The organism is Aggregatibacter segnis ATCC 33393 (assembly GCF_900476035.1).
Lineage (GTDB): Bacteria > Pseudomonadota > Gammaproteobacteria > Enterobacterales > Pasteurellaceae > Aggregatibacter > Aggregatibacter segnis.
Map to the genome: position 1 here is coordinate 797882 of NZ_LS483443.1, position 26754 is coordinate 824635.

The window sequence follows — 26754 nt, forward strand, 5'->3', positions numbered from 1 at the left end:
CTTTAATTCGTATAGGAAAAGCACAATGATTACACTACACACTAATTTCGGCGACATTAAAATTGCCTTAAATCACGAAAAAGCACCGGTAACGGCAGAAAACTTCTTAACTTATTGTAAAAATGGGTTTTATGATAACACAATTTTCCACCGCGTGATTGACGGTTTTATGATTCAGGGCGGCGGCATGGAAAGTGGTATGCGCGAAAAAGCGACTAACGCACCGATTAAAAACGAAGCCAACAACCGTTTAAGCAACAAGAGTGGCACCATTGCCATGGCGCGTACTTCCGATCCGCATTCGGCGACGGCGCAATTCTTCATTAACGTGGCGGATAACACCTTCTTGGATTACCGTTCAAAAGAAATGTTTGGCAAAGAAGTGGTGCAAGAGTGGGGCTACGCAGTATTCGGTGAAGTTGTTGAAGGCATGGATGTGGTGGACAAAATCAAAGGTGTGAAAACCGGCAATAAAGGTTTCCACCAAGACGTACCGAACGAAGATGTGGTGATTACCTCTGTTACCGTTGACGAATAAGACTATGGGCAACTCATTGAGTTGCCTGATTTTTTTAGATTGATATGTATTCCTTTTTTGACACTCATACTCATCTTGATTATTTACAGCAGTTCACCGGTGAGCCGTTGGCGCAGCTTATGCAAAATGCGCAGATAGCTGGCGTGCAAAAGATCTTGATTGTCGCCGTGTTACAGCGGGATTTCAAAATAATTGAAAAAATGACCGCACTTTATCCGCAACAGTTGTATTACGGCTTGGGGTTACATCCCTTGTACATCAAAGAACACCAAGCGCAGGATTTGGATTTATTGGAACAGGCGTTAGCAACGCGTTCGCCAAATTGCACAGCGGTGGCGGAAATCGGTTTGGAACGTGCCGTGCCGGAATTATTAACCGATGAGCTATGGCGCAAGCAATGCGATTTTTTTGAAGCGCAACTGCATTTGGCGAAAAAGCACGATTTGCCGGTAAACATGCATTCCCGCAAGTCGCACGATCAGCTGTTCTCTTTTCTCAAACGCATTGAGGTGCCGAAACGTGGCGCCGTGCATGGTTTTGCAGGCAGCTACGATCAGGCAAAACGTTTTGTGGATTTGGGCTATTCTATTGGTGTAGGCGGCACGATTACCTATGAGCGTGCTAATAAAACCCGTCAAACCATCGCGAAATTGCCGCTTGATGCCTTGCTGTTAGAAACGGATTCGCCCGACATGCCGGTATTCGGTTTTCAAGGTCAACCGAATCGCCCGGAAAGAGTGCAACAGGTTTTTAAGGTGTTGTGTGAATTAAGACGTGAAACGCCGGAGATGATTGCCGAGACAATTTGGCAAAATAGCCTCAGAAAATTTGCTTGAAAAAAGCACCGCACTTTTATGTAGGTATTAAATCTTAAAACGATGAATGATCTGATTTGCCGAACCGCGCCAAACCAAGCTTGGGTCCGCCTGTTCTTGAATAAACTTACCATCAATGAGCACATCAATGTAGGGCAACATTTGCCGTTGATATTCGTTCAATTCCTCTAATTTGTAACCCGTCCAGACCCAAATATCTTTATCGGGACATTCCCGTTTTACCCGTTGAACCAAAGGCAACAGCGCTTCTACGTTTCTCGGATGCAAAGGGTCGCCACCGGAGAGGGTCAAACCTTGGCGTTTAATACGGGTGTCTTTGAGATCCTTGAGAATTTGTTCTTCCATTTCACTACCAAAGGGCACCCCGGCGCTAAACGACCAGCTTTTTTGGTTGTAGCACCCCTTACAGCCGTGAGTGCAGCCGCTGACAAAAAGCGTACAACGCGTGCCTTCGCCATTGACGATGTCGACGGGGTAGTATTGGAGGTAGTTCATTTTCGTTTTGTTTAAATCAAATTCGCTTTTTTTAATATTGGGTTTCGCCGATGGCGACTCACTTTCTTTTGCTTGCACAAAAGAAAGTAAGCAAAGAAAAGTGCACCCGGATAAGCCGCTGCTCTTCGCTTGATTGCCATTTTCTTTACGGCAATTTTCGAACTCGCTACGCTCAAACAGACGAAAATTGCCTAAAAATGGCAAGCCGCTCAGGCGTCTTATACGGGAATCCCATTTTATTTGAGCGTTGCAAAAGTGCGGTCAGATTTTTTCATGTTTTTGACTGAAAATCTCTCAAAAATGACCGCACTTTATCGTGATAATGCGACTAAAATCCCCCTCTTTAGCAAAGAGGGGCTAGGGGAGATTTGGCATAGCCTTAAAATCACATATGTTTAACCCGACGCTTCACCTCTTCCTGTTTTCCAGCATTAAACGGACGGGCATCCGGGCTGCCGAGGTAGCCGCAGACACGACGGGTGACAGAAACTTTTTCACTGTCGTGGTTGCCACATTTCGGGCAGGTGAAACCTTTGCTAGTGCATTCAAATTCACCGGTGAAACCGCATTCGTAGCATTCGTCGATTGGCGTGTTGGTCCCGTAGTAAGGCACGCGGTCGTAGCTGTAATTCCATACGTCTTCCAACGCTTTCAAGTTATGTTGAATATTCGGGTATTCGCCGTAGCAAATAAAACCACCGTTAGCCAATGGTGGGTACACCATTTCAAAGTCTAACTTGTCGTACGGGTTCACTTTTTTCTCTACGTCCAAGTGATAGCTGTTGGTGTAGTAACCTTTATCGGTCACGCCGTCGATAACGCCGAACTGTTTAGTGTCAAGGCGGCAGAAACGGTCGCACAGATTTTCACTTGGTGTAGAGTATAAGCTGAAGGCATAACCTGTTTCGGCACGCCATTGTTTAACCGCGTTGCTTAAGTGTTCCACGATAGCACGGCCTTTTTCTCGCAGCATTTCGTCATCGTAAATATGCCCTTGGTGATACAACGCATTGATGGTTTCGTGAATACCGATGTAGCCAAGGGAAATGGATGCGCGGCCATTTTTGAAGATTTGCGCCACGTTATCGTCTGCTTTCAAACGCACACCGCAGGCGCCTTCCATGTAGAGAATTGGCGCGACGCGGGCTTTGGTGTGTTCCAAGCGGGCAATACGGGTCATTAAGGCTTTTTTCGCCAAAGCCAAGCGTTGATCCAATATTTCATAGAAACGTTTTTCATCGCCTTTGGCTTCAATGGCAATACGTGGCAAATTGAGGCTTACTACGCCGAGGTTGTTACGTCCGTCATGGATTTGTTCGCCATCCTCTTCGTAAGCGCCCAAGAAACTGCGGCAGCCCATGGGGGCTTTAAAGGAGCCGGTGACTTTGACGACTTGGTCGTAATTCAGAATATCCGGATACATCCTTTTGCTGGCGCATTCCAACGCAAGTTGTTTGATATCGTAATTCGGGTCGTTTGGTTCCAAATTTACCCCTTTGCGTTGAGTAAAGACCAGTTTCGGGAACACCGGTGTTTTGTGGTTTTTGCCTAAACCGCGAATTCGATTTTGTAAAATGGATTTTTGAATTAAACGTGCTTGCCAAGTTGTGCCTAAGCCAAAACCAAAGGTAACAAACGGTGTTTGCCCGTTGGCGGTGTGTAAGGTGTTTACTTCATATTCCAAGGACTGGAAGGCATCGAAACATTCTTTTTCAATCAAGGCTTGCGCATATCCTTGCGTATCTGGAATGTTCCATTGCTCTGCATTTTTGAGGTGTTTTTCATAGCTTAACTGCACATAAGGTGAAAGGACTTCATCAATACGGTTAATGGTGGTGCCGCCGTAAATATGGCTGGCCACTTGAGCAATGATTTGGGCAGTGACAGCGGTTGCGGTACAGATCGATTTTGGCGGTTCGATTTCTGCATTTCCCATTTTAAAACCATGGGTCAACATGCCTTTTAAATCGACTAACATACAGTTAAACATCGGGAAAAATGGGGAATAATCTAAATCATGATAATGGATTTCCCCTTTTTCATGGGCTTCCACAACATCACGCGGCAAAATATAACGCTTGGCATAATGTTTCGCCACGATACCGGCCAATAAATCCCGCTGTGTCGGGATCACTTTGGCATCTTTATTGGCATTTTCGTTGAGCAATTCCACGTTGCTTTGTTCAATCAGCCCTTCGATTTCTTTGGTTAATTGACTGCGTTTTTCACGCGCCATATCACGTTCGTGACGGTATTCAATATAAGCGCGTGCAATTTGTGGATATTGGCTTGCCATCAGGTGATTTTCGACAATCTTTTGAATGTGGCTAATATCAATTTCTTGTTGATGATGCGCGAAAATGTCATTGCTGACTTTTTGTGCAATGTCATGACAAAAGCGTTCATCTTGAATATCCACCGCTTGCGCTGCTTTTTTAATGGCATTAATAATGCGTTGAATTTCAAACCCGATGCGTGAACCATCACGCTTTATGACGAAAAATGTACCCATGTTAGCCACCTATATTTAGTGTGTTATCAAAGTGGCGATACTATATATAGATATTTTTTTAAATTCAACACACAATATGTAGTGTTTTTGTGTGTTTGGAATGTATTAAATGTCGTGAGGCAAGTTAGTCATTGGTTTTGTTGAAAATTTAGCAGAAAAGAAAAATAAAAGAATTTTATTGTTTTGTGATTTTGATCACAAATTGAACGTTTTGTGTTTAAAATAAAAAAGCGCGGTCAAAATTCATTGTCAATTTTGACCGCACTTATTATGTAAAAACTTAACTATACATCGCTTCAATCTGCTCTTTATAGCGTTGCAGAATGACTTTTCGACGTAATTTTAGCGTGGGGGTAATTTCTTCCAGCTGCGTGCTGAATGCCTGAGGCAACAACGTGAAACGTTTGATTTGTTCCCAACCGGCAAGCTCTTTTTGTAATTCATTGATTCGCTGTTCTAGCATTTGCAAAATCTCAGAATTTTTGAGCAATTCCAACCGATCTTGATATTTGATATTGACCTGTTTGGCGTACTCCTCAAGGGCGGCGTAGCTAGGTACGATAAGGGCGGAAACGTATTTTTTTGCATCAGCAATGACTGCAATTTGTTCGATAAATTTATCTTTGCCGATTTTGCTTTCCAACACTTGTGGGGCGATATATTTGCCATTGGAGGTTTTCATTAATTCTTTAATGCGGTCGGTGATGTATAAATTCCCCTCGGCATCAAATTCGCCTGCATCACCGGTTTTTAAGAAACCGTCTGCAGTGAAAGTATCGGCCGTTTCCTGCGGTTTTTTGTAATAACCTTTCATCACCATGCCACCGCGCACGAGGATTTCGTTATTTTCGCCAATTTTGGCTTCTGCGCCCGGCATTAAGCGACCGATGGAATTGGCGTTAAAGTGAAGATCATCCCAGCAGGAAACCGTCGCGGTGGTTTCTGTCATGCCGTAACCCAGCTTAATGTTTAAACCGATGCTGTGGAAAAATAAACCGATCGTCGATTCTAATTTAGCACCGCCGCAAGGCATCATCCGAATGCGCCCGCCAAGTAGCGCACGTAATTTTCCAAGTACCAACTTGTTGGCGAGGGCATACTGTTGTTTTAACAAAAAGCGGATCTTTTGTCCTTTGGCAAGGGCATCGAAATGCTGATGCCCAACGTCTATCGCCCAATGAAAAATACGTTGGCGAAGTTTTGGCGCATGATGGACTTTGTCTAAAATGGCCGTATAAATTTTTTCGTAAAACCGTGGCACGGCACACATTAAGGTTGGACGAATCTCTGTCAAAGCCGACCGCACTTGATTGGTGTCTTCAATGTAACAGTTGGTCGCGCCGCGATGAAGCACATAAGCTACCCAAGCGCGCTCAAAAATATGAGATAACGGCAAGAAGGAAAGAGATACGTCGGTATCATCCACTTTTAATGCCTGATCGTGGGCGTTGAGTTGATGCGCTAAATTCGCGTAATCCAACATCACGCCTTTCGGCTCACCGGTCGTGCCGGAGGTGTAAATTAATGTGAACAAATCCTCCAAGCACTTGCCATCCAACCGTTGTTGTAATTCCGCCTGATATTGTTCATCTGCCATCTCAATAAAGTCTTGCCAATGGCAGGCTTTGGCGTGTTCATGCAAATGGATTGTGCTTTTCATCGCCACGATTTTTTCCAGTTTCGGGCATTCATCGACGATCTCCAATACTTGATCATATTGTTCTTGGTCGCCCACGAAAATGATCTTCATATCTGCATTGTTAATAATAAATTGGGCTTGTTTGGCGGTGTTCGTGGCATAAATCGGCACGGTGACGGCACGCACTTGCAATGCACCGATATCGGTGATTGTCCAACGCGGCATATTATGCGAGAAAATACCAATTTTATCTTGAATATCAATATGATTTGCTAATAACGCTAATGAAATTTGGTCAATTTGTTGTTGAAACTCTGACCAAGAAATAGACAACCAATTGTTGTCTTTGAAGTAACGAAGTGCGGTGTGATTTGCTAACGTTTTTGCTTGGCTACGCACACGGTGAATAAAATGAAAATTGAGATCCATGGTTAAAAAATCCAAAATCAGCTAACAGTTGTGCGCTAATATAGCGGATTGAGGCTCAAAACTCTAGCAATAAGACTGTGTTTTGTGGGGATTTATTGTGTTGATGCCACTAGACAAATTATCCCTATAATTCTCGACAAAATACCGCTAAAATTACCCACTATGGCTTTGTCAACCTTGCTCAAGCCAACGCTCAAAATCCATTGGATTTTTTGACCGCACTTTTTGTTATTTTAAGGATGTTTATGTCACCGCCACGTTTTGTTCATTTGCAGGTTCACAGTGATTTTTCCATGATTGACGGTATCGCCAAAGTGAAACCGTTGGTGAAAGCCTGTGTGGAAAATAACATGGTGGCGATGGGGCTAACAGACTTCACGAATTTCTGTGGCTTGGTCCGGTTTTATGGTGAGGCATTATCTTCCGGCGTGAAGCCGATTATCGGGGCGGATGTGCTAGTGCAAAATGAGCTGTGTGGCGAGGAAAGATTCCGTTTAACCCTCTTGGCAAAAAATAATGAAGGTTATAAAAATATCACCTTGTTGCTTTCCAAAGCCTATGAGCGCGGTTATGCCGATGTGCCGTATATTGATCAGCAGTGGCTAGTAGAACATCGTGCCGGGGTGATTGTTTTATCCGGCGGCGTCAATGGCGATGTAGGTAAAAAATTACTGCGTAGCAATACTGATGAACTTAAAAGTGCGGTGGATTTTTACCACGAATTTTTCCCTGATCATTTTTATCTGACGCTTACCCGTACCGGTCGCCCTGATGAAGAACATTACATCCAAGCCGCGTTAGAGTTGGCTGAACGCGAACAATTGCCGGTGGTGGCGACCAATGATGTATGCTTTTTACAGGCAGAAGATTTTGAAGCCCATGAAATTCGTGTAGCGATTCATGACGGTTTCACGTTAGACGATCCGAAACGTCCTAAAAATTATACTAGTCAACAATATTTCCGTTCTGAACAAGAAATGTGTGATTTGTTTGCCGATGTGCCAAGTGCATTGGAGAATACGCTACTGATTGCACAACGCTGTAATGTCACCATTCGATTGGGTGAATATTTCTTACCGAAATTTCCAACCGGGGATTTAAGCACCGAAGATTACCTTGTGAAACGCGCCAGAGAGGGCTTGGAAGCGCGCCTCAAAGTGTTGTTTCCTGATGAAAACGAGCGTGCAGCGCGCCGTGCGGAATATGATGAACGCTTGCAGGTGGAACTGGATGTCATCAACCAAATGGGCTTTCCGGGTTATTTTTTGATCGTGATGGAGTTTATCCAATGGTCAAAAGATAACGATATTCCTGTCGGGCCGGGGCGGGGTTCCGGTGCGGGGTCTTTAGTGGCTTATGCGTTAAAAATTACCGATTTGGACCCGTTGGAATTCGATTTGCTTTTTGAGCGTTTCCTCAATCCAGAACGGGTTTCCATGCCTGACTTTGACGTGGACTTCTGTATGGACGGACGCGACCGCGTGATTGAACACGTCGCTGAAATGTATGGACGTGGTGCGGTGTCGCAAATTATTACGTTCGGTACCATGGCGGCAAAAGCGGTGATTCGCGATGTGGGGCGCGTACTGGGACAACCTTATGGTTTTGTGGATCGCATTTCTAAACTAGTACCGCCTGATCCCGGTATGACACTTGCCAAAGCCTTTGAAGCCGAGCCAAAACTGCAAGAAATTTACGATGCGGATGAAGAAGTCAGAGCTATTATTGATATGGCGCGCAAGCTGGAAGGTGTCACTCGAAATGCCGGTAAGCATGCCGGTGGGGTGGTGATTTCGCCAACGCTAATTACAGATTTTTCACCGCTGTATTGTGATTCGGAAGGTAAACATCCGGTGACCCACTTCGATAAAAATGACGTGGAATATGCGGGTTTAGTGAAGTTTGACTTCTTAGGTCTGCGTACCTTAACCATCATCAAATGGGCGCTGGATATGATTAACGCGCGCATGGAAAAAGAAGGCAAACCGTTGGTGGATATCAACACTATCCCATTGGATGATCACCAATCTTTTGAAGTGTTGCTCAATGCCGAAACTACGGCGGTGTTTCAGTTGGAATCGCGTGGCATGAAGGATTTGATTAAGCGCCTCAAGCCGGACTGTTTTGAAGATATTATCGCGTTGGTGGCGTTATTCCGTCCCGGCCCATTGCAATCGGGTATGGTGGATAACTTTATCGATCGTAAACACGGGCGCGAAGAAGTATCTTATCCTGATGCCAACTATCAGCATGAAACCCTTAAGCCAATTTTAGAACCGACCTACGGCATTATTTTGTATCAAGAGCAGGTCATGCAAATTGCTCAAGTGTTGGCGGGTTATACGTTGGGTGGCGCGGACTTATTGCGTCGTGCGATGGGTAAGAAAAAACCGGAAGAAATGGCGAAGCAGCGTTCCGTATTTGAAGAGGGTGCCATCAAAAATGGCATAGACGGCGATCTTTCCATGAAGATCTTCGATTTGGTGGAAAAATTTGCGGGTTATGGCTTTAACAAATCACACTCTGCCGCTTATGCTTTAGTGTCCTATCAAACCCTGTGGCTGAAGGCGCACTACCCGGCGGAATTTATGGCGGCAGTCATGACTTCGGAAATGGATAACACCGACAAAATCGTTGGCTTATATGACGAATGTATGCGCATGGGCTTGAAAGTCGTGCCACCGGATATTAACACCGGAAAACATCATTTTAGCGTCAATGAAAACGGCGAAATTGTGTATGGTATCGGTGCGATTAAAGGCGTGGGTGAAGGGCCGATTGCAGCCTTGGTAGAAGCTCGTGAGAAAGACGGTATTTTCAAAAACTTGTTTGATTTATGTGCCCGCGTGGATTTAAAGAAAATCAATCGACGTACGTTTGAAAGCCTGATTAAATCCGGCGCTTTCGATAAACTTGGGCCACATCGTGCGGCGTTACAACAAAATTTGGAAGATGCACTACGTGCCTCCGATCAACATGCCAAAGACGAGGCTTTAGGGCAGACGGATATGTTCGGCGTGTTGACGGAAACCAATGAAGAAGTGGAACATTCTTATGCCAATATTGCCCCTTGGACGGAAAAGACCATTTTAGACGGTGAACGGGAAACCCTCGGGCTGTATCTCAGCAGCCATCCGGTGAGTCGTTATTTAAAAGAATTATCCCATTACAGCCCAATGCGCCTAAAAGAATTAACGCCGAATTATCGCGGACAAATGAGCACCGCCAGCGGTTTGGTGGTGAATACGCGCATTGCCGTGACCAAAAAAGGCAACCACATCGGCATTGCTACCATTGATGATCGCTCCGGTCGTTTAGATTTAACGTTGTTTGGCGAAGCGTTGGATAAATTCGGTGAGAAACTGCAAAAAGACACGGTGATCGTGGTGTCGGGACAAGTCAGTTTTGACGATTTCTCGCAAGGCTTGCGAATGTCTGTGCGGGATTTGATGACGATTGATGAAGCGCGTGCGCGTTATGCCAAAAGCCTGGCGATTTGTCTTTCGCAAGAGCAAATCACACCGCAATTTATTAAGAAATTCAAACATATTTTACAGCCTTATAGCAGCAATTCTCTGCCGGTGCATATTTATTACCAAAGCCCACAAGGCAGAGCCTTAGTCAAAATGGGCGTGCAATGGTCGGTCAACCCAACCGATGAATTGCTGACCGAACTTGTGACATTGCTTGGCGAAAGCGCGGTGGAGTTGGAGTTTGAATAGATAATAGAGATAAAAAGTGCGGTCGGAAAAATCATTGTTTTTTCGACCGCACTTTTTCTATGAGCCGGGTTAGGCAACTTTAGCCGTGCCTAACGTCCCATCATCAATCATTTCTGTTCTCGGCGTGCCGATGATTTCCCACACTTTTTCCCCATTTTTGAAGAAGACAAATCCACCGTTTTCCATTTTGCTCCAGACTTCGTCTTTGGTGAGTGGTACGGTGGTAATGATCGTGACTTTATCGCCCTCTTTGGCGTATTCATTGAAGTCGATGACACCATCGTCATCAACACGTTGTGCTTTGCCAAATGGGGCTTTACGGGTGAGATAGTGTAAATTAGTGGAACAGCGGGCAATCATCCATTCGCCGTTAGACAGGATAAAGTTAAAGGTGCCATGCTCTGCGAGTTTGTTGCTGATATCTTGCACGGCTTGAAAAATCTGTTCTTCGTTTGGTTTTTTGCGAAAGCGATTTTTTAATTGTTCTGCCATGTAACAGAAAGCGGTTTCTGAATCAGTGCTGCCGATAGGTTGACAGAAGGATTCGCTCATGTCGGGCAGTTCGGTTAAGTTACCATTATGGGCAAACACCCAATTTTCTCCCCAGATCTCACGGATAAAGGGATGGGTATTTTCAAGATTTACATCGCCTTGCGTCGCTTTGCGAATATGCGAAATAACGTTGAGGGATTTGATGTGATATTGTTTCACGCAATCAGCGATAGGGGAAATGTGGCCCGGTTTATTGTCGCGGAAAATACGCACGCCTTTGCCTTCAAAAAAAGCGATACCAAATCCGTCAGAATGGGAATCAGTAAGTCCGGCACGATGACGAAATCCTTCAAATGAAAACACAATATCCGTCGGCGTATTGCAGTTCATTCCCAATAATTGGCACATAAATTTGTTTTAACCCTTGTTTAGAATAACCATAGAAGAAGTGTAGATTTAACACCATAACTCCGCGAATTTCAATATTCTCACGACCTCATTTTTAGAACAAAATGTGCTGTCTCATAACAAAATTAGCTTAAAAAAATACCGCACTTTTTGTTGCTCTCAAAAGTGCGGTCGTTTTTCGAGGTGTTTTTTCGTGTCGATTAATACACGCCTTGTGCCAACATGGCATCAGCTACTTTAACGAAACCGGCGACGTTCGCACCCACCACATAGTTGATGTTACCTTGCGCATCACTGCCGTATTTTTTACAGTTAGCATGAATGTCTAACATAATGCGGTGCAATTTGGCATCGACTTCTTCTCTTGTCCAACTTAAGCGTTGTGCGTTTTGCGACATTTCCAAACCGGAAGTGGCGACGCCGCCTGCATTTGCTGCTTTGCCCGGCCCGAAGAGTACGCCGGCGTCAATAAAGGCATTGGTGGCCTCGATGGTCGTTGGCATATTGGCACCTTCCGCTACCACTTGCACGCCATTGGCAATCAAGGCTTGTGCATCGCTTAATGCCAATTCGTTTTGAGTGGCACATGGTAGCGCAATATCCACTTTTAAATGCCATGGGCGCGCGCCAGCAACATATTTCAAGCCAAAGAGATCGGCGTAATCTTTTACACGACCGCGTTTTACGTTTTTAATATCCATTAACGCGGCTAATTTTTCAGCCGTGAAACCTTCTTCATCCACAACGGTACCGGATGAGTCGGAACAACTAATGACTTTAGCACCTAGTTGTAGGGCTTTTTCAATCGCATATTGTGCCACGTTGCCGGAGCCGGAAACCGCGACAGTTTTGCCTTTCAAATCTTGTCCCTTTTCTGCCAGCATCGCTTGGACGAAATAGACCAAACCATAACCGGTAGCTTCCGGACGAATTAAGCTACCGCCGAAACTCAAGCCTTTGCCTGTAAAGACACAGCCGGTTTGATTGGAGAGTTTTTTCATCATGCCGGTTAAATAACCCACTTCACGCGCGCCAACACCAATATCACCTGCAGGTACATCTGTGTCCGGGCCGATGTGGCGATAAAGTTCAGTCATTAAGGCTTGGCAGAAGCGCATGACTTCCGCATCGCTTTTACCTTTTGGATCAAAGTCGGAACCGCCTTTGGCCCCCCCCATTGGCAATGTGGTTAAAGCATTTTTAAAGATTTGCTCAAAGCCTAAGAATTTTAAAATGGATTGGTTGACGGACGGGTGAAAACGCATGCCACCTTTGAAAGGGCCGATAGCGCTGTTAAATTGAATGCGGAAGGCGCGGTTGACTTGCACTTGACCTTTGTCATCTGTCCATGCTACGCGGAATTGAATGATGCGTTCCGGCTCAACTAAACGTTCTAATAAGGCTTCAGAGCGGTATTTCGGGTTTTTCTCAAGGAATGACCAAATAGACGTGAATACTTCGCGTATCGCTTGTAAAAATTCCGGTTGATTTCCGTCACGTTGTTCGACTTTTGCTAAGAATTCTTCGAGTGAGGCAACTGCGTGAGACATAAGAATTTCTCCTGTGGATAGTATGTTGGTGTTTGCTTTATTTATTTTCGCTTGGCTATATTGCTAAGTCGGAATTACTATGCAACAGGAAATCATATGCTTTCAAATATTTTTACGAAAAAATAATTAAATTATTTTATGTTGTTAACTTATTTTATTTTTTATTTAAAAAATGAGTTTATTTATTAGATTTGATTTATTTTTGGAGGGTGAAAACAAAAGTGCGGTCATAAAAATAAGATTTTTTATGACCGCACTTTAGAACAGATGTTAGGCGAATCTTGCTTTTGCTTCTGCAATGGCTTCTGCGATACGCAACGGTGATACTCCACCTTTGGCGGCGCGTTTGTCTAAGCAAGATTGTAAAGAAAGAATGTCGTACACATCGTCTGACACTTTTTCACAGAATTGACGAAATTCAGGAATCGTCAGGTCTTCTAAGGCTTTGTGTTGTTTGATGGCATACACCACGGTTTCGCCCACAATGTGATGGGAATCACGGAATGGTACGCCTTTGGCAACCAAATAATCGGCTAATTCAGTGGCGTTGGAGTAGCCTTTCAGGGCAGATTCACGGGTGCGTTCTACGTTCACTTTGATGTCGTCTAACACCAATGACGCCATGTCTAAACAATCCTGCCAAGTGTCCAATGCATCGAAAATGCCTTCTTTGTCTTCCTGCATATCTTTGTTATAGGCTAACGGTAAACCTTTTAAGGTCATTAACATACCATTTAACGCACCGATAACACGTCCCGCTTTACCACGAATTAATTCGCAAGCATCGGGGTTTTTCTTTTGCGGCATGAGGGATGAGCCGGACGTCACGCGATCGGAGAGTTCCACAAAGTTAGATTCACCACTGTTGAAAATAATCATATCTTCGGCGAAACGGGATAAATGCACCATGCTCAGTGAGGCGGCTGAAAGTAGTTCAACAATATGATCGCGGTCGGATACGCTGTCCAAACTGTTACGGGTAGCAAAGGCGAAATCGAGATCTTTGGCGAGCTGTTCGCGATCGATAGGATACGCCGTGCCGGCAAGGGCGCCACTGCCTAGCGGGCAGCTATTCATGCGGCGGTAAGCATCGGCTAAACGCGAATAATCGCGATCCAACATTTCAACATAGGCCATGCACCAATGGGCAAAGGTAATCGGTTGGGCGCGTTGCAGGTGGGTGTAACCCGGCATCACGGCATCTTGGTTATTTTCTGCGGTAAGCACCAATTTGCGTTGTAATTCGCGAAGGGAATGTTGTAATTCATCCACCCGTTCTTTACACCACATTTTGATGTCGAGCGCCACTTGGTCGTTACGGCTGCGACCGGTGTGCAGTTTTTTACCCAAATTGCCCACTTTGTTGATAAGTTTACTTTCCACCCAACTGTGAATGTCTTCCGCATCATCTTGCAAAATCGCTTGCGGATTTGACCGCACTTCAATCAATAATTCGTTCAGCGCTTGTTCTAATTGTTGTTGTTCCTGTACCGTTAAAATATTGACAGAAACCAAGGCTTTCGACCAGCCGATAGAGCCTTCGATATCTTGCTCGGCAAGGCGATAGTCAAAGCGTAATGAATCGTTAAAATTTTTAAAACGCTTGTCCGCCGCCTGCGTAAAGCGTCCACCCCAAAGTGCCATAGAATCCTCTGATTTGTGATTGGTGTCATTGGTTAAAAAATATATCACAGAAACAAAAAAGGCGATCAACAAAAAATTTGCTTTTTGTGACCGCACTTTTTGTGTCATTGACCGTTATTTTAATAAATCTTCGTTTTTAGCGTGGATCCACTTGCCACGTTTTTTATCCATATATTGAAAATACTCGTTAGCGAACGTGCCTTGAGCGCAAGTAAATTTATCACGGCGGGTGTTTACTTCCTTGTTTTCTAAGGCTTTGTTTAACGTTTCCGGGCCGGTAAGAACAAATACGCCACCGTCAACGCGACGATTTTCAATGTTGTCCACAATAATATCCAACGTTTCCTTTAAAAATGGGTTACCTTTGCGGCTGGCTAAGAAAAAGTTAGTGTAACGCCCACGACGGGTGATGAGGACTTCGTCATCTTCCGGATCAATCATCGTATCTAAGCAGCCGACAAGATGACCATCAATATCCATATAAATGCCGCCGTCTTGATATAGCGTGAATAAGCGCCAAAAATCTGCTTGTGCGGCACCGTCTGTAAGTTGGCTATAAGCAGCAAACGTGCGTGGGTCGGCATATTTTTCAATATATTCGCTACGTGCTTCAGTACTGACATAGCGATAATCGTAACTTAACGAAAATAAGCGGTTGACCAAATAGTTGCAGTAAATTGGCAACGTCACTTTATTGCTGTAGTTGGTTTGCCAAATCACGCGATTAATTTTGCTTGGTTTGCCGGATTGGCGTTTGGTCGGGCTGAATTCGGGAATCGTAAAGCGTTTTTTCGGAAAAAGTGCATGGAAAGGGTAGCTTAGGATTTTGACAATGTTCCCGGCTAAACGTAATAGGCCGTTTGAAATTAAAAGTGCGGTCTGATTTTTTATTGTTTTTTGCATTAAATGAATCCGTTTATTCTGTTGAAAAACTGGTTGTACTTTATCACTTTACACAAAAAGAATAAACGTCAGGAAGGCTTTGAAAGAGAAATCATTAAGTAGGAAGTAGAGTGGTGGGCGATACCGGTCTCGAACCAGTGACCCCCTCCTTGTAAGGGAGGTGCTCTCCCAACTGAGCTAATCGCCCGACGAATCGGTATTTTAAGATTTTAAGTGGTGGGCGATACCGGTCTCGAACCAGTGACCCCCTCCTTGTAAGGGAGGTGCTCTCCCAACTGAGCTAATCGCCCACGTTAGAATCTTAAAATAGGGAAGTATGTAAGAAATGGTGGGCGATACCGGTCTCGAACCAGTGACCCCCTCCTTGTAAGGGAGGTGCTCTCCCAACTGAGCTAATCGCCCACGTCGTTACATTGACAACATTGAGAAACCTTAAAAAGTGGTGGGCGATACCGGTCTCGAACCAGTGACCCCCTCCTTGTAAGGGAGGTGCTCTCCCAACTGAGCTAATCGCCCTCAATGTTGTGAGCGTGCATTATAATTGCTCAATGATTTCAGTCAACAAATTTTTGCCAAAAATCCTTCGGTTGTTTCAAAAATAGGCACAATTCGTGATTTTCCCTTATGAATTCAAGCAACTCGTAGTACAATACCGCACAATTATTTGCACATAAAAAGGTTATAACATGAAATTAGAAGCATTATTTGATTTGGATCCAAGCGTGAAAGTGCGCACTCGTTTTGCACCGAGCCCAACTGGTTATTTGCACGTTGGCGGCGCACGCACCGCACTTTATTCTTGGTTATATGCGAAACACAATCACGGCGAATTTGTGTTGCGTATTGAAGATACCGATTTGGAGCGTTCCACACCGGAGGCCACACAAGCCATTTTAGAAGCGATGGAATGGTTAGATTTGGCCTGGGAGCACGGTCCATATTATCAAACCAAGCGCTTTGACCGTTATAACCAAGTTATCGATCAAATGATTGAACAGGGCTTGGCATACCGTTGTTACTGCACCAAAGAACGTTTGGAAACATTACGTCATACACAAGAACAAAATAAAGAAAAACCACGTTATGACCGCCATTGTTTGCATGATCATGCAGAACATTCTGCCGATGAACCGCATGTAGTGCGTTTTAAAAATCCAACTGAGGGTTCTGTGGTATTTGATGATGCGGTACGTGGACGCATTGAAATCAGCAACAGCGAATTGGATGACTTGATTATCCGCCGTACCGACGGCTCACCGACCTATAACTTCTGCGTGGTGGTAGATGACTGGGATATGGGCATCACCCACGTTGTGCGCGGTGAAGACCATATTAATAACACCCCGCGTCAAATTAACATTTTAAAAGCCCTTGGTGCACCGATTCCGGTGTATGCACACGTTTCTATGATTAACGGGGACGATGGTCAAAAACTTTCCAAACGTCACGGCGCCGTGAGCGTAATGCAATATCGTGACGAAGGTTATTTGCCGGAAGCGCTTATCAACTATTTGGTGCGTTTGGGCTGGGGCCATGGTGATCAGGAAATTTTCACCCGACAAGAAATGATTGATTTATTTGATTTACACTCCGTGAGTAAATCTGCCAGTGCCTTTAACACCGAAAAATTATTGTGGTTGAACCATCATTATCTTCGTGAATTGCCAGCGGACTACGTTGCGAAACATTTAGCATGGCAATATCAGGATTTAGGCATTGACACTTCCAATGGCCCGGCATTAACGGAAATCATCACCATGCTGGCGGATCGTTGTAAAACCTTACGTGAAATGGCGCTTGCCAGTCGTTATTTCTTTGAAGAGTTTGAAGCTTTCGATGAAGCTGCGGTGAAAAAACATTTCAAAGCGGGCGCGGTAGAAGCGCTTGAAAAAGTAAAAGAAAAACTGACCGCACTTTCCACTTGGGATTTGCATTCTACTCACGAAGCTATTGAACAAACCGCTGCCGAATTAGAGGTAGGCATGGGTAAAGTGGGAATGCCGCTGCGCGTCGCTGTGACCGGTGCAGGACAATCGCCGTCTATGGATGTGACCTTAGTAGGAATCGGACGTGAGCGCGTATTAAGCCGAATTCAACGTGCTATTGATTTTATTCACGGGCAAAATGCTTAAGATTTAATCTGATGGCAATGAATTAAAAATTTAATATTGACAGACCAAGGGGCGGAATTTATCATAGCCGCCACTTATGGGGATATAGCTCAGTTGGGAGAGCGCTTGAATGGCATTCAAGAGGTCGTCGGTTCGATCCCGATTATCTCCACCAAATTTTAAACCTTATCAATGAAGTCAATTGATAAGGTTTTTTTTTAGCGTTGTGCTTCATGCTTATCAACGCAAATGCTATTAAGCTCTTGCCTCTAAAGTTATCTCATCTAATGTGAAATTTATGCTTTAAAAGAGCATTTAAACATTTCTTAAATGCCCTATCTCTCCCCGTTTCTTGCTAAATGAGTTGCCCGAAAGGGGAGTTTATGAAACAATTTGTCGCTATTCCAATTTAAAAAATTAACTGAATTTTAAGGATACGATAGTGATCGATTTCGATGGCTACCGTCCGAATGTAGGCATTGTTATTTGCAACGACAAAGGGCAAGTGCTGTGGGCGAAAAGATACGGACAGAATTCCTGGCAATTTCCGCAAGGCGGGATTAATGATAATGAAACGCCAGAACAAGCGATGTACCGAGAATTGTTTGAGGAAGTCGGATTAACACGCAAAGATGTGCGAGTGCTCTATGCTTCTAAGCATTGGCTGCGTTATAAATTGCCAAAACGACTGTTACGTTATGATTCCAAACCTATTTGTATCGGACAGAAACAACGCTGGTTTTTATTGCAGTTAGTCAGCGACACCAAAAACATCAATATGCAATGCAGTAAAACACCGGAGTTTGACGGTTGGCGTTGGGTGAGTTTCTGGTATCCGGTGCGTCAAGTGGTTTCTTTCAAAAGAGATGTCTATCGTAAAGCGATGAAAGAGTTTGCTACGGTGTTATTTGATGAAAATAACAAAGACTTGTTATTGCGGGCTGACTCTAGCGCAGTAGAAGAGAAAAAGAATACCTTTTCAACGCCAAAACAGACCCATTCAAAGCATTCCAAATATTCATCACAAAAGTATAAGAGATAATTATGTTAACCTTCTTCCTCTTTTGTTTGCTTGCCGGTTGTGTCGCCGGCTTTTTAGCCGGTTTATTCGGCATTGGTGGCGGCATGGTGATTGTGCCGATGATGGTTTATTTACTACCAATTGTCGGCGTACCGGATTCGCTCTTAATGTCCACCGCACTTGGTACCTCCTTCGCGACTATCGTGGTTACCGCTTTTTCTTCCGCACAACGACACCACAAACTTGGCAATGTCGTTTGGTCCACCTTGAAGTATTTTGCCCCTGCATTAATGATCAGTGCCTTTATTTCAGGGCAATACATCAGTAAATTGCCTCATGACGTTTCCAGTAAGTTGTTTGCCTGCTTAGTTGTTTATTTAGCAGCTAAAATGATTTTGTCTATTAAGCCGAAAAACATCGACCCGAATAAAAAAATTACGCCTTTATCCTCCATTATTGGCGGTGCCTTGATTGGCATGGCATCAAGTGTTGCCGGTATTGGCGGTGGCGGATTTATTGTGCCGTTTTTAAATTCTCGCAACGTAGATATTAAAAAAGCTATTGGCACTTCTGCTTTCTGTGGCATGTTAATGGGTATTGCGGGAATGTTAAGTTTTATGGTGAGCGGTTGGAATGCGCAAGGTATGCCGCCTTATTCGGTCGGTTTCGTGTATTTTCCGGCTGTTTTGGGCATCACGGTTACCTCATTTTTCACTTCTAAACTTGGTGCCAATGCAACGAACAAACTCCCGGTGCCGACCTTGAAGAAAGCGTTTGCCGCCTTTTTAATTGTGGTGGCGATTAATATGTTATTGAAATAAGGAACGTTATGAATTCAGATTACCTTGTATTACCGCATTTCGATCCGGCAATTTTTGAATTTGGTCCCATCGGTTTGCGCTGGTATGGATTAATGTATTTACTCGGTTTTATTTTTGCTCGTTGGTTAGGTGTGCGCCGCGCTCAGCAAGCCAACAGTGGTTGGACGGTAGATCAAGTTGATTCTTTATTATTCAATGGTTTCATGGGCGTCTTTTTAGGCGGTCGAATTGGTGATGTCTTCTTTTATAATCTTGATCGTTTTTTACAGGATCCGCTGTATTTATTCCGCGTTTGGGAAGGCGGGATGTCTTTTCATGGTGGCTTAATTGGCGTGATTATTGCCATGGTCATTACCTCTAAAATACAAAAACGCAGCTTTTGGGCGACGGCAGATTTTGTTGCGCCTCTCATTCCTTTCGGTTTAGGAATGGGGCGTCTTGGTAATTTCATTAATTTAGAATTATGGGGGCATGCAACGGATGTGCCTTGGGCCATGATTTTTCCAACAGATCCGCTATTACTACCACGCCATCCATCTCAATTATATGAAGCTATGTTAGAAGGTTTGGTGTTGTTCCTTATTTTGAATTGGTTTATTCGTAAACCACGTCCAATGGGATCGGTAGCCGGGCTCTTCCTCATCGGTTATGGCGTTTTCCGTTTTATGATTGAATATGTGCGCGAACCCGATGTAGAGCTGTTTCTTGATGTGATCACAAGAGGTCAATTACTTTGCTTGCCAATGATTTTCGGCGGCATTTTCATTATGTTTTGGGCATACAACAAAAGTGCGGTGAAAAAATGAAACAATATTTAGACTTGTGCCAACGCATTGTTAACGAAGGCGTTTGGGTAGAAAACGAACGTACTGGCAAACGCTGTTTAACGGTGATTAACGCCGGTTTGACTTACGATGTGGCAAACAACCAATTTCCGCTGATTACGACCCGTAAAAGTTATTGGAAAGCAGCGATTGCAGAATTTCTAGGCTATATTCGCGGTTATGACAATGCTGCCGACTTCCGCAAGCTGGGTACCAAAACGTGGGATGCCAATGCTAATGAAAATCAGGCTTGGCTCAATAATCCGCACCGCAAAGGCACCGATGACATGGGGCGCGTATATGGCGTGCAGGGCAGAAGTTGGCGTAAACCGAATGGTGAACATCTCGATCAACTACGCAAAATTGTTAATAACCTCAGCAAAGGCATTGATGACCGCGGTGAGATTCTGACGTTCTATAACCCGGGTGAATTTGATTTAGGCTGTTTGCGCCCTTGCATGCACACACATACGTTTTCTTTGTTGGGTGATACGTTATATCTCACCAGTTATCAGCGTTCTTGTGATGTCCCGCTTGGTTTGAATTTTAACCAAATCCAAGTATTTACCTTCTTAGCATTAATGGCACAAATCACCGGTAAAAAAGCAGGGCAGGCATTTCACCACATTGTGAATGCGCATATTTATGAAGACCAGTTGGCACTTATGCGTGATGTGCAATTAAAACGTGAGCCTTTCCCGTCACCGCAGTTGGAAATTAATCCGGACATTAAATCTTTAGAAGACTTGGAAACCTGGGTCACCATGGATGATTTTAAAGTAACGGGTTATCAATGCCACGAGCCGATTAAATATCCGTTTTCCGTCTAACAAAGTGCGGTCGGTTTTAAAAACGTTTTTAAAATCCACCGCACTTTTCATCTGAAGAACCTCATGACTGAATCTCAACAGCAACTGGATGAACAATTTATGCGCCACGCCTTAATGTTGGCGGACAAAGCAGAAGCCTTGGGTGAAATTCCTGTGGGTGCCGTGTTAGTGAGCGAGGAAGGTGAAATTATTGGCGAGGGATGGAATTTATCGATCATTGATTCTGATCCTACGGCGCACGCCGAAATTGTTGCTCTACGCCAAGGCGGCCAACGCTTACAAAATTACCGCTTGTTGAACGCAACCTTATACGTCACCCTTGAGCCTTGCACCATGTGCGCCGGGGCAATTTTACACAGCCGCATTAAGCGCCTTGTGTTCGGTGCGGCTGACTATAAAACCGGCGCAGTGGGTTCCCGTTTTCATTTTTTCGATGATTATAAAATGAATCATGCCATCGAAATTACCGGTGGGGTGTTGCAGCAGGAATGCAGTGAAAAACTCAGTGCGTTTTTTCAAAAACGCCGTGCGCAACAGAAAGAAGCGAAATTAGCGCAACAGTTGATGACTGAAACGAAGTCTGATAGTTAAAAGTGCGGTCATTTTTTTCAGCATTTTTTAATATCCCTCGTTAAATTTCCTGCGGAGTGATACAATCGCCGCTCAATTTTATTAGTCAAGAGATAAGTTATGTCCCGTCAGAAAAAGACTCGCCGCCTTACAGATATCATGCCGGCCCGCAAATCCGATAAGAAACCGGAACAACCCCTTTCTGGTCGTAAAGCGACGCGTTATGAACTGGATGCGAAAGCCCGTGAAGAGAAGAAAAAACGTAAGCATAAAGGATTGGATTCCGGTTCTCGTCATAGTGCGCCGGAAAATAAAGCCGCGAATCAAGTAAAAGAAATTCAGGACCCACGAATCGGTAGCCGTAAAAAAGTACCGTTGATGGTGGAGTTCGTCAATAAACCGCAAAAAGCGCAAGCAGTATCAGCCGCAAAATCTGAGCCTAAAGCCACATTGGATCCGATGTCAGAATTAGAACAGTTAGAAAATAACGAATGTTTGAGTCAGTTGCTGGATCAATTAGACGAAGGCAAAAAATTGTCTGCCGAAGATCAAAATTTTGTGGATGCCTGTTTGGCGCGTGTCGCCCAATTAATGGACGAATTAGGCATTGCGGATGATGAAGAAAACGAAGAAGATTTATACCGCACTTTTGAACGAATCGACATCAACCAATTTAAATAAGTATCTTTAAATTATGTGGAAAACGTTTTTACTCATTGCAGCTGTCATCATCATTGCCGGTATGGTCGGTTATGCCGCGTATTTGTTGTTGGCGTTGCAAAAGCAGAAAAAAGCACTGTTGCAAGCGCGCCGAAACCGTATTCATCGCATTAAAGAAAGCCTTGAAATTATTGCGAAAGCCATGTTGAACGGTGATTGTAATTTGTCGGAAGGTGTATTGCGTTTGAAAATGCTACTCGAACCAGTGGGCATGAGCCTCAAACATTATTCTGCCATGTGGCGATTGTATGAAACGGTCGAAGATATGCCGACTCATGAGGCTCGCAGAGAATTAAAAAAGAACGAAAGAATGCGTTTGGATTTACAGCGTGAAAGCACAGAAGCCGAGCTTGAAAGTAAGATTAAGTCAGAACTAAACCGACTTCTAACGGATATCCAAACATTATAAACGTGGGGAAAATTGAATGTCTGAGATCATTTGGGATTTAGCATTAATTCAAAAATATAATCAATCCGGTCCGCGATACACATCCTATCCGACAGCGCTTGAGTTTAACGAACAGTATACGAATGAGGACTTTATTGCCGCGGCACAACGTTATCCAACACGTCCGTTGTCGTTATATGTGCACATTCCGTTTTGCCACAAACTTTGTTATTTCTGCGCCTGTAATAAAGTTATTACGCGCCATCAGCACAAAGCAGACATTTACTTGGATTTTCTGGAACGAGAGATAAAAGAGCGGTCAACATTATTTACAAATCGTGTGGCAACGCAAGTGCACTGGGGTGGTGGCACGCCAACGTATTTAACGGAGGCACAATCTGCCCGTTTAATGCAAATGTTGCGCGACAATTTTAATATCGCCGATAACGCAGAAATCAGTATTGAAATGGATCCCCGTGAAATTGAGCTTTCGATGTTAGAACATTTGCGTAACATCGGGTTTAACCGTATTAGTATGGGCGTGCAAGATTTCAATAAAGACGTGCAGAAAGCGGTGAATCGCGAGCAGGATGAAACCTTTGTGAATGCGCTGTTGATGCGTGCTCGTGAGCTCGGTTTTCAGTCGACTAATCTCGATTTGATTTATGGTTTGCCATTCCAGAGTGTTGAGAGCTTTATGTTCACCTTGAAAAAAGTCATTGAACTCAACCCTGATCGATTGAGCGTATTTAACTATGCCCATTTGCCAAGCCGTTTCGCCGGACAAGCAAAAATAAAAGATTGGCAGTTACCGAAACCGGAGACGAAGCTGGAAATTTTACAAAAAACCATCGAAACACTGGGCAGTGCAGGTTATAAGTTTATTGGTATGGATCATTTTGCCAAACCGGACGATGAACTTGCTATTGCACAGCAAAATGGCGTGTTGCACCGTAATTTCCAAGGCTATACGACGCAGGAAGAATGTGATTTGTTGGGGCTGGGTGTGTCGGCAATCAGCTTATTGGGCGATACCTATGCGCAAAATCAGAAGGATTTGAAGGAATATTATACCGCGGTGAATACTAATGGCATTGCCTTACATAAAGGTTTAGCCATGTCAGAAGAAGATTGTTTGCGTCGTGATGTCATTAAGCAATTGATTTGTAACTTTAAATTAGCGTATGCCCCATTAGAAAAACAGTACAATATTGATTTTAAACAACACTTTGCAGAAGATTTGGCCTTGTTAGCGCCTTTGGCCGCTGATGGTTTATTGGATATTGGTGAGGAGCAAATCACGGTTTCCGCAAAAGGACGCTTGTTGATTCGTAATATTTGTTTGTGTTTCGACACGTATTCACGCGCACAAGCAAAACAACAGCAATTTTCGCGGATTATTTAATTTGACATGTCGGGGGAGGTTTTATGCCTATCTCTGCGCCTGTTTTCTAAAATAAAAAGTGCGGTTGAAATTCATCGGAAATTTCAACCGCACTTTTCGTTTATCATTACCCCACTAAATTCAATTCAAACACAGATTTTTTCGGGTTTAAGCGGAACCCCTCTTGCTCCAGCAAATGATGTTGCTGTCGATCTTGTTCTACCACTAATCGTGTGGATTGTGTGTAGCTGACGAATTCTTTGGCTTTGGCAATAAGTGCGGTGTAAATGTCATTTGATTGATTGCCTTGACGCACGAAAATATCTGTTAATTGCCAGTAGCGCTGTAATTGTAGAGAAGAAAGTCGAGGATAAAGTTGAATGAAACCGAGCGCTTGTTGAGATTGACCGAGAGCGAGGAAAAAAATGCTTTCGCTAAAACGAATACGATTGGAGAGGAAGGTGAGCGTACGTTCCGGATTTTCTGTCATGCCCTGAGAAAGACGATATTCTTCAAATAGCGGTAGGAGTGTTTCCAGGTTCCATTGTTCAGCTTTAAAAATTTTAATCATGAGGCAATCGGTCATTTTTTGTTAAATTTATACAGTAGATTGTATCTTTTTAGCCCAAAAGAATCATCTGTTACAAAGAAAATTTTTTAGAACTGTGATTTTTTACCAAAAAAAGTAGGCGTTTTTTGTTATAGTAGGCGCAGTTTTTATTCAATCATATTTAAGGAGAAACAAAATGGCTCGTCGTCCTTTAGTTATGGGTAACTGGAAATTAAACGGTAGCAAAGCCTTCACTCGTGAATTAATCACCAGTTTAAAAGAAGCATTACACGGTGTGACCGGCTGTGACGTGGCAATTGCCCCACCGGTAATGTATTTGGCGGAAGCAGAAAAATTATTATCCAACTGTGGTTGCAGCTGTGGCGGTGAAAATATCATCCAATTAGGCGCACAAAACGTGGATGTGAACGTGAAAGGCGCCTTCACCGGTGACATTTCCACAGAAATGTTAAAAGATTTCGGCGCGAAATATATTATTATCGGTCACTCCGAGCGTCGTACTTATCACAAAGAAAGCGATGAATTCGTGGCGAAAAAATTCGGTGCGTTAAAAGAAGCGGGCTTGGTACCGGTGTTGTGTATCGGTGAATCTGAAGCGGAAAATGAAGCAGGCAAAACCGAAGAAGTTTGCGCACGTCAAATTGATGCCGTCATCAACCTGTTAGGCGTAGAAGCCTTCAACGGTGCGGTGATTGCGTATGAACCAATTTGGGCAATCGGAACCGGCAAATCTGCGACTCCGGCACAAGCGCAAGCTGTACACGCATTCATCCGTGGTCACATTGCGAAAAAATCTCAAGCGGTTGCTGATCAAGTGATCATTCAATACGGCGGTTCTGTTAACGATGCTAACGCGGCAGAATTGTTCACCCAACCGGATATTGACGGCGCATTAGTGGGTGGCGCGTCCTTAAAAGCCCCAGCCTTTGCGGTCATCGTGAAAGCAGCGGCAAAAGCGAAAAACTAATTTCATTTTGTCTTTGAGGGTCGGTGAATACCGACCCTTTTCGTTTTCAGATTTCAGAAACTTCCGCTATAATGACCGCACTTTTTTAACCTTAAATTAAAGGAATTTCTCATGCAAAATCCAAAAGATGATGTTTTATATGCGCCGGTTGAGTGGGTTGATCACAGCGCGGGTTACACCGACATTCGTTATCACAAATCCACCGACGGCATTGCCAAAATCACCATCAATCGTCCGGAAGTGCGCAATGCTTTCCGTCCGCAAACCGTTAAAGAAATGATCACCGCTTTTGCCGATGCCCGTTTTGACGAAAAAATCGGTGTTATCGTGTTGACCGGTGAAGGTGAAAAAGCGTTCTGTTCCGGCGGTGACCAAAAAGTACGTGGCGATTACGGCGGCTATAAAGACGACAGCGGCGTGCATCATCTCAACGTGTTGGATTTCCAACGTGATATTCGTACTTGCCCGAAACCGGTGGTAGCGATGGTGGCAGGTTATGCCATTGGTGGTGGCCACGTGTTACACATGATGTGTGATCTTACCATTTCCGCAGACAACGCCATTTACGGCCAAACCGGCCCGAAAGTGGGTTCTTTTGATGGCGGTTGGGGTGCAAGCTATATGGCACGTATCGTCGGTCAGAAAAAAGCGCGTGAAATTTGGTTCTTATGCCGTCAATATAATGCACAAGAAGCCTTAGACATGGGCTTAGTGAACACAGTCGTGCCTTACGCTGAGTTAGAAAAAGAAACTGTACGTTGGTGTCGTGAAATGCTACGCAACAGCCCGATTGCTTTACGTTGCTTGAAAGCGGCATTAAATGCCGACTGCGACGGTCAATCCGGTCTTCAAGAACTTGCCGGGAACGCCACCATGTTGTTCTACATGACAGAAGAAGGCCAAGAAGGTCGCAACGCCTTCAATGAAAAACGCGCGCCGGACTTCGGTAAATTTAAGCGCAATCCTTAAGATAAAAAGTGCGGTCGATTTAAAAAACATTTTTAAAAACGACCGCACTTTTGTTATTGAAAGCAAAATAATTTCTTTTCTGTAATTGTATAGGTAAAGGCGATGGATTTCGGTTTAACAGAAACAATCATTAAAAACATCGGTTGGCATTTACGCCATTTCCCTCAGGTTGAAACAGCAATTTTATTTGGCTCGCGCGGGAAGGGGAATTTTCGTGAAGACTCGGACATTGATTTAGCCTTAAAAGGCGATGGCATTACTGACGCCATGTTGCACGACATTCAGCAAACCCTCTCGCAAACTACCATTCCGTATAAATTTGATGTAATCATTTATGACAAGATTACCGATCCGGCTTTACTGGCGCATATTCAACAGGTGGGCAAAATTTTCTATGAAAAGAAAGATTG

Annotated in this window: 22 protein-coding genes, 5 tRNA genes and 1 pseudogene; 16 read left to right on the plus strand and 12 right to left on the minus strand. The window is 44.1% G+C overall.

The window, feature by feature from the left end:
* Positions 1-25 precede the first annotated feature (25 nt).
* Together DQN58_RS04125 and DQN58_RS04130 are read left to right on the plus strand one after the other, a co-directional pair.
* On the plus strand, positions 26-538 hold the full coding sequence (locus DQN58_RS04125; RefSeq protein ID WP_006717017.1) for a peptidylprolyl isomerase: 513 nt from the start codon (positions 26-28) through the stop codon (positions 536-538).
* 44 nt (positions 539-582) lie between these two features.
* On the plus strand, positions 583-1374 hold the full coding sequence (locus tag DQN58_RS04130) for a TatD family hydrolase (protein WP_006717019.1): 792 nt from the start codon (positions 583-585) through the stop codon (positions 1372-1374).
* 27 nt (positions 1375-1401) lie between these two features.
* Here DQN58_RS04130 and nrdG read toward each other — a convergent pair whose 3' ends face one another.
* From nrdG to DQN58_RS04145, 3 genes are all read right to left on the minus strand, one after another.
* Positions 1402-1869, minus strand: a complete 468-nt coding sequence (gene nrdG, locus DQN58_RS04135; protein WP_032998084.1) for an anaerobic ribonucleoside-triphosphate reductase-activating protein — start codon at positions 1867-1869, stop codon at positions 1402-1404.
* A 385-nt stretch (positions 1870-2254) separates the two neighbouring features.
* Complete coding sequence (nrdD, locus tag DQN58_RS04140) at positions 2255-4381, minus strand: anaerobic ribonucleoside-triphosphate reductase (RefSeq protein WP_006717025.1); 2127 nt, start codon at positions 4379-4381, stop codon at positions 2255-2257.
* A 280-nt stretch (positions 4382-4661) separates the two neighbouring features.
* On the minus strand, positions 4662-6449 hold the full coding sequence (locus DQN58_RS04145) for an AMP-dependent synthetase/ligase (RefSeq protein ID WP_006717027.1): 1788 nt from the start codon (positions 6447-6449) through the stop codon (positions 4662-4664).
* A gap of 245 nt (positions 6450-6694) precedes the next feature.
* On the opposite strand from DQN58_RS04145, the gene dnaE reads away from it, so the two are divergent.
* Positions 6695-10171: a DNA polymerase III subunit alpha gene (gene dnaE / locus DQN58_RS04150; protein WP_032997762.1), complete on the plus strand. Its 3477-nt coding sequence runs from the start codon at positions 6695-6697 to the stop codon at positions 10169-10171.
* 69 nt (positions 10172-10240) lie between these two features.
* On the opposite strand, the gene DQN58_RS04155 is transcribed toward dnaE, so the two are convergent.
* The 8 genes from DQN58_RS04155 to DQN58_RS04190 form a co-directional block, all read right to left on the minus strand.
* Positions 10241-11071 carry a class II glutamine amidotransferase gene (locus DQN58_RS04155; RefSeq protein WP_032997763.1) on the minus strand — a complete coding sequence of 277 codons (831 nt, stop codon included), beginning with the start codon at positions 11069-11071 and terminating at the stop codon, positions 10241-10243.
* A gap of 200 nt (positions 11072-11271) precedes the next feature.
* Complete coding sequence (gene gdhA, locus DQN58_RS04160; RefSeq protein WP_006717034.1) at positions 11272-12621, minus strand: NADP-specific glutamate dehydrogenase; 1350 nt, start codon at positions 12619-12621, stop codon at positions 11272-11274.
* A gap of 270 nt (positions 12622-12891) precedes the next feature.
* Positions 12892-14265 carry an argininosuccinate lyase gene (gene argH / locus DQN58_RS04165; protein WP_032998085.1) on the minus strand — a complete coding sequence of 458 codons (1374 nt, stop codon included), beginning with the start codon at positions 14263-14265 and terminating at the stop codon, positions 12892-12894.
* Positions 14266-14379: 114 nt separating this feature from the next.
* Positions 14380-15168, minus strand: a complete 789-nt coding sequence (locus DQN58_RS04170; RefSeq protein ID WP_006717039.1) for a glycosyltransferase family 32 protein — start codon at positions 15166-15168, stop codon at positions 14380-14382.
* Between the two features lie 111 nt (positions 15169-15279).
* Positions 15280-15355: transfer RNA gene (locus tag DQN58_RS04175), tRNA-Val, on the minus strand.
* 27 nt (positions 15356-15382) lie between these two features.
* A tRNA-Val gene (locus tag DQN58_RS04180) sits at positions 15383-15458 on the minus strand.
* A 36-nt stretch (positions 15459-15494) separates the two neighbouring features.
* Positions 15495-15570, minus strand: a tRNA-Val gene (locus DQN58_RS04185).
* A gap of 38 nt (positions 15571-15608) precedes the next feature.
* Positions 15609-15684 (minus strand) — tRNA-Val (locus DQN58_RS04190).
* A 170-nt stretch (positions 15685-15854) separates the two neighbouring features.
* On the opposite strand from DQN58_RS04190, the gene gltX reads away from it, so the two are divergent.
* The 10 genes from gltX to hemN all read left to right on the plus strand — a co-directional run bounded on the left by gltX (position 15855) and on the right by hemN (position 23858).
* Positions 15855-17300 carry a glutamate--tRNA ligase gene (gene gltX / locus DQN58_RS04195; protein ID WP_006717041.1) on the plus strand — a complete coding sequence of 482 codons (1446 nt, stop codon included), beginning with the start codon at positions 15855-15857 and terminating at the stop codon, positions 17298-17300.
* A gap of 78 nt (positions 17301-17378) precedes the next feature.
* Positions 17379-17454 (plus strand) — tRNA-Ala (locus tag DQN58_RS04200).
* A gap of 267 nt (positions 17455-17721) precedes the next feature.
* Positions 17722-18321, plus strand: a complete 600-nt coding sequence (gene rppH, locus DQN58_RS04205; protein ID WP_006717043.1) for an RNA pyrophosphohydrolase — start codon at positions 17722-17724, stop codon at positions 18319-18321.
* A gap of 2 nt (positions 18322-18323) precedes the next feature.
* A complete protein-coding gene (locus DQN58_RS04210; protein WP_006717046.1) occupies positions 18324-19121 on the plus strand; it encodes a sulfite exporter TauE/SafE family protein in 798 nt (265 codons plus the stop codon).
* An 8-nt stretch (positions 19122-19129) separates the two neighbouring features.
* Positions 19130-19927 (plus strand): prolipoprotein diacylglyceryl transferase, encoded by a 798-nt coding sequence (lgt, locus tag DQN58_RS04215; protein WP_006717048.1) that lies wholly within the window; start codon positions 19130-19132, stop codon positions 19925-19927.
* Entirely contained in the window at positions 19924-20775 is an 852-nt protein-coding gene (locus DQN58_RS04220; RefSeq protein WP_006717050.1) for a thymidylate synthase, read from the plus strand. The genes lgt and DQN58_RS04220 overlap by 4 nt, the downstream gene beginning before the upstream one ends.
* A gap of 63 nt (positions 20776-20838) precedes the next feature.
* Positions 20839-21366, plus strand: a complete 528-nt coding sequence (gene tadA, locus DQN58_RS04225; protein ID WP_006717052.1) for a tRNA adenosine(34) deaminase TadA — start codon at positions 20839-20841, stop codon at positions 21364-21366.
* A 99-nt stretch (positions 21367-21465) separates the two neighbouring features.
* On the plus strand, positions 21466-22026 hold the full coding sequence (yihI, locus tag DQN58_RS04230) for a Der GTPase-activating protein YihI (protein WP_006717055.1): 561 nt from the start codon (positions 21466-21468) through the stop codon (positions 22024-22026).
* A 13-nt stretch (positions 22027-22039) separates the two neighbouring features.
* Positions 22040-22474, plus strand: a complete 435-nt coding sequence (locus tag DQN58_RS04235) for a DUF2489 domain-containing protein (protein ID WP_006717057.1) — start codon at positions 22040-22042, stop codon at positions 22472-22474.
* A 16-nt stretch (positions 22475-22490) separates the two neighbouring features.
* On the plus strand, positions 22491-23858 hold the full coding sequence (hemN, locus tag DQN58_RS04240; RefSeq protein ID WP_006717059.1) for an oxygen-independent coproporphyrinogen III oxidase: 1368 nt from the start codon (positions 22491-22493) through the stop codon (positions 23856-23858).
* A gap of 106 nt (positions 23859-23964) precedes the next feature.
* On the opposite strand, the gene DQN58_RS04245 is transcribed toward hemN, so the two are convergent.
* A complete protein-coding gene (locus DQN58_RS04245) occupies positions 23965-24408 on the minus strand; it encodes a hypothetical protein (protein ID WP_032997764.1) in 444 nt (147 codons plus the stop codon).
* Between the two features lie 175 nt (positions 24409-24583).
* Between DQN58_RS04245 and tpiA the strand changes: the two genes are divergently transcribed.
* From tpiA to DQN58_RS09960, 3 genes and pseudogenes are all read left to right on the plus strand, one after another.
* On the plus strand, positions 24584-25375 hold the full coding sequence (tpiA, locus tag DQN58_RS04250; protein WP_006717063.1) for a triose-phosphate isomerase: 792 nt from the start codon (positions 24584-24586) through the stop codon (positions 25373-25375).
* A gap of 111 nt (positions 25376-25486) precedes the next feature.
* On the plus strand, positions 25487-26344 hold the full coding sequence (menB, locus tag DQN58_RS04255) for a 1,4-dihydroxy-2-naphthoyl-CoA synthase (protein WP_005701557.1): 858 nt from the start codon (positions 25487-25489) through the stop codon (positions 26342-26344).
* A 102-nt stretch (positions 26345-26446) separates the two neighbouring features.
* Positions 26447-26737 (plus strand): annotated as a pseudogene (locus tag DQN58_RS09960) (nucleotidyltransferase domain-containing protein); the annotation flags it as partial.
* Between the last annotated feature and the right edge of the window lie 17 nt (positions 26738-26754).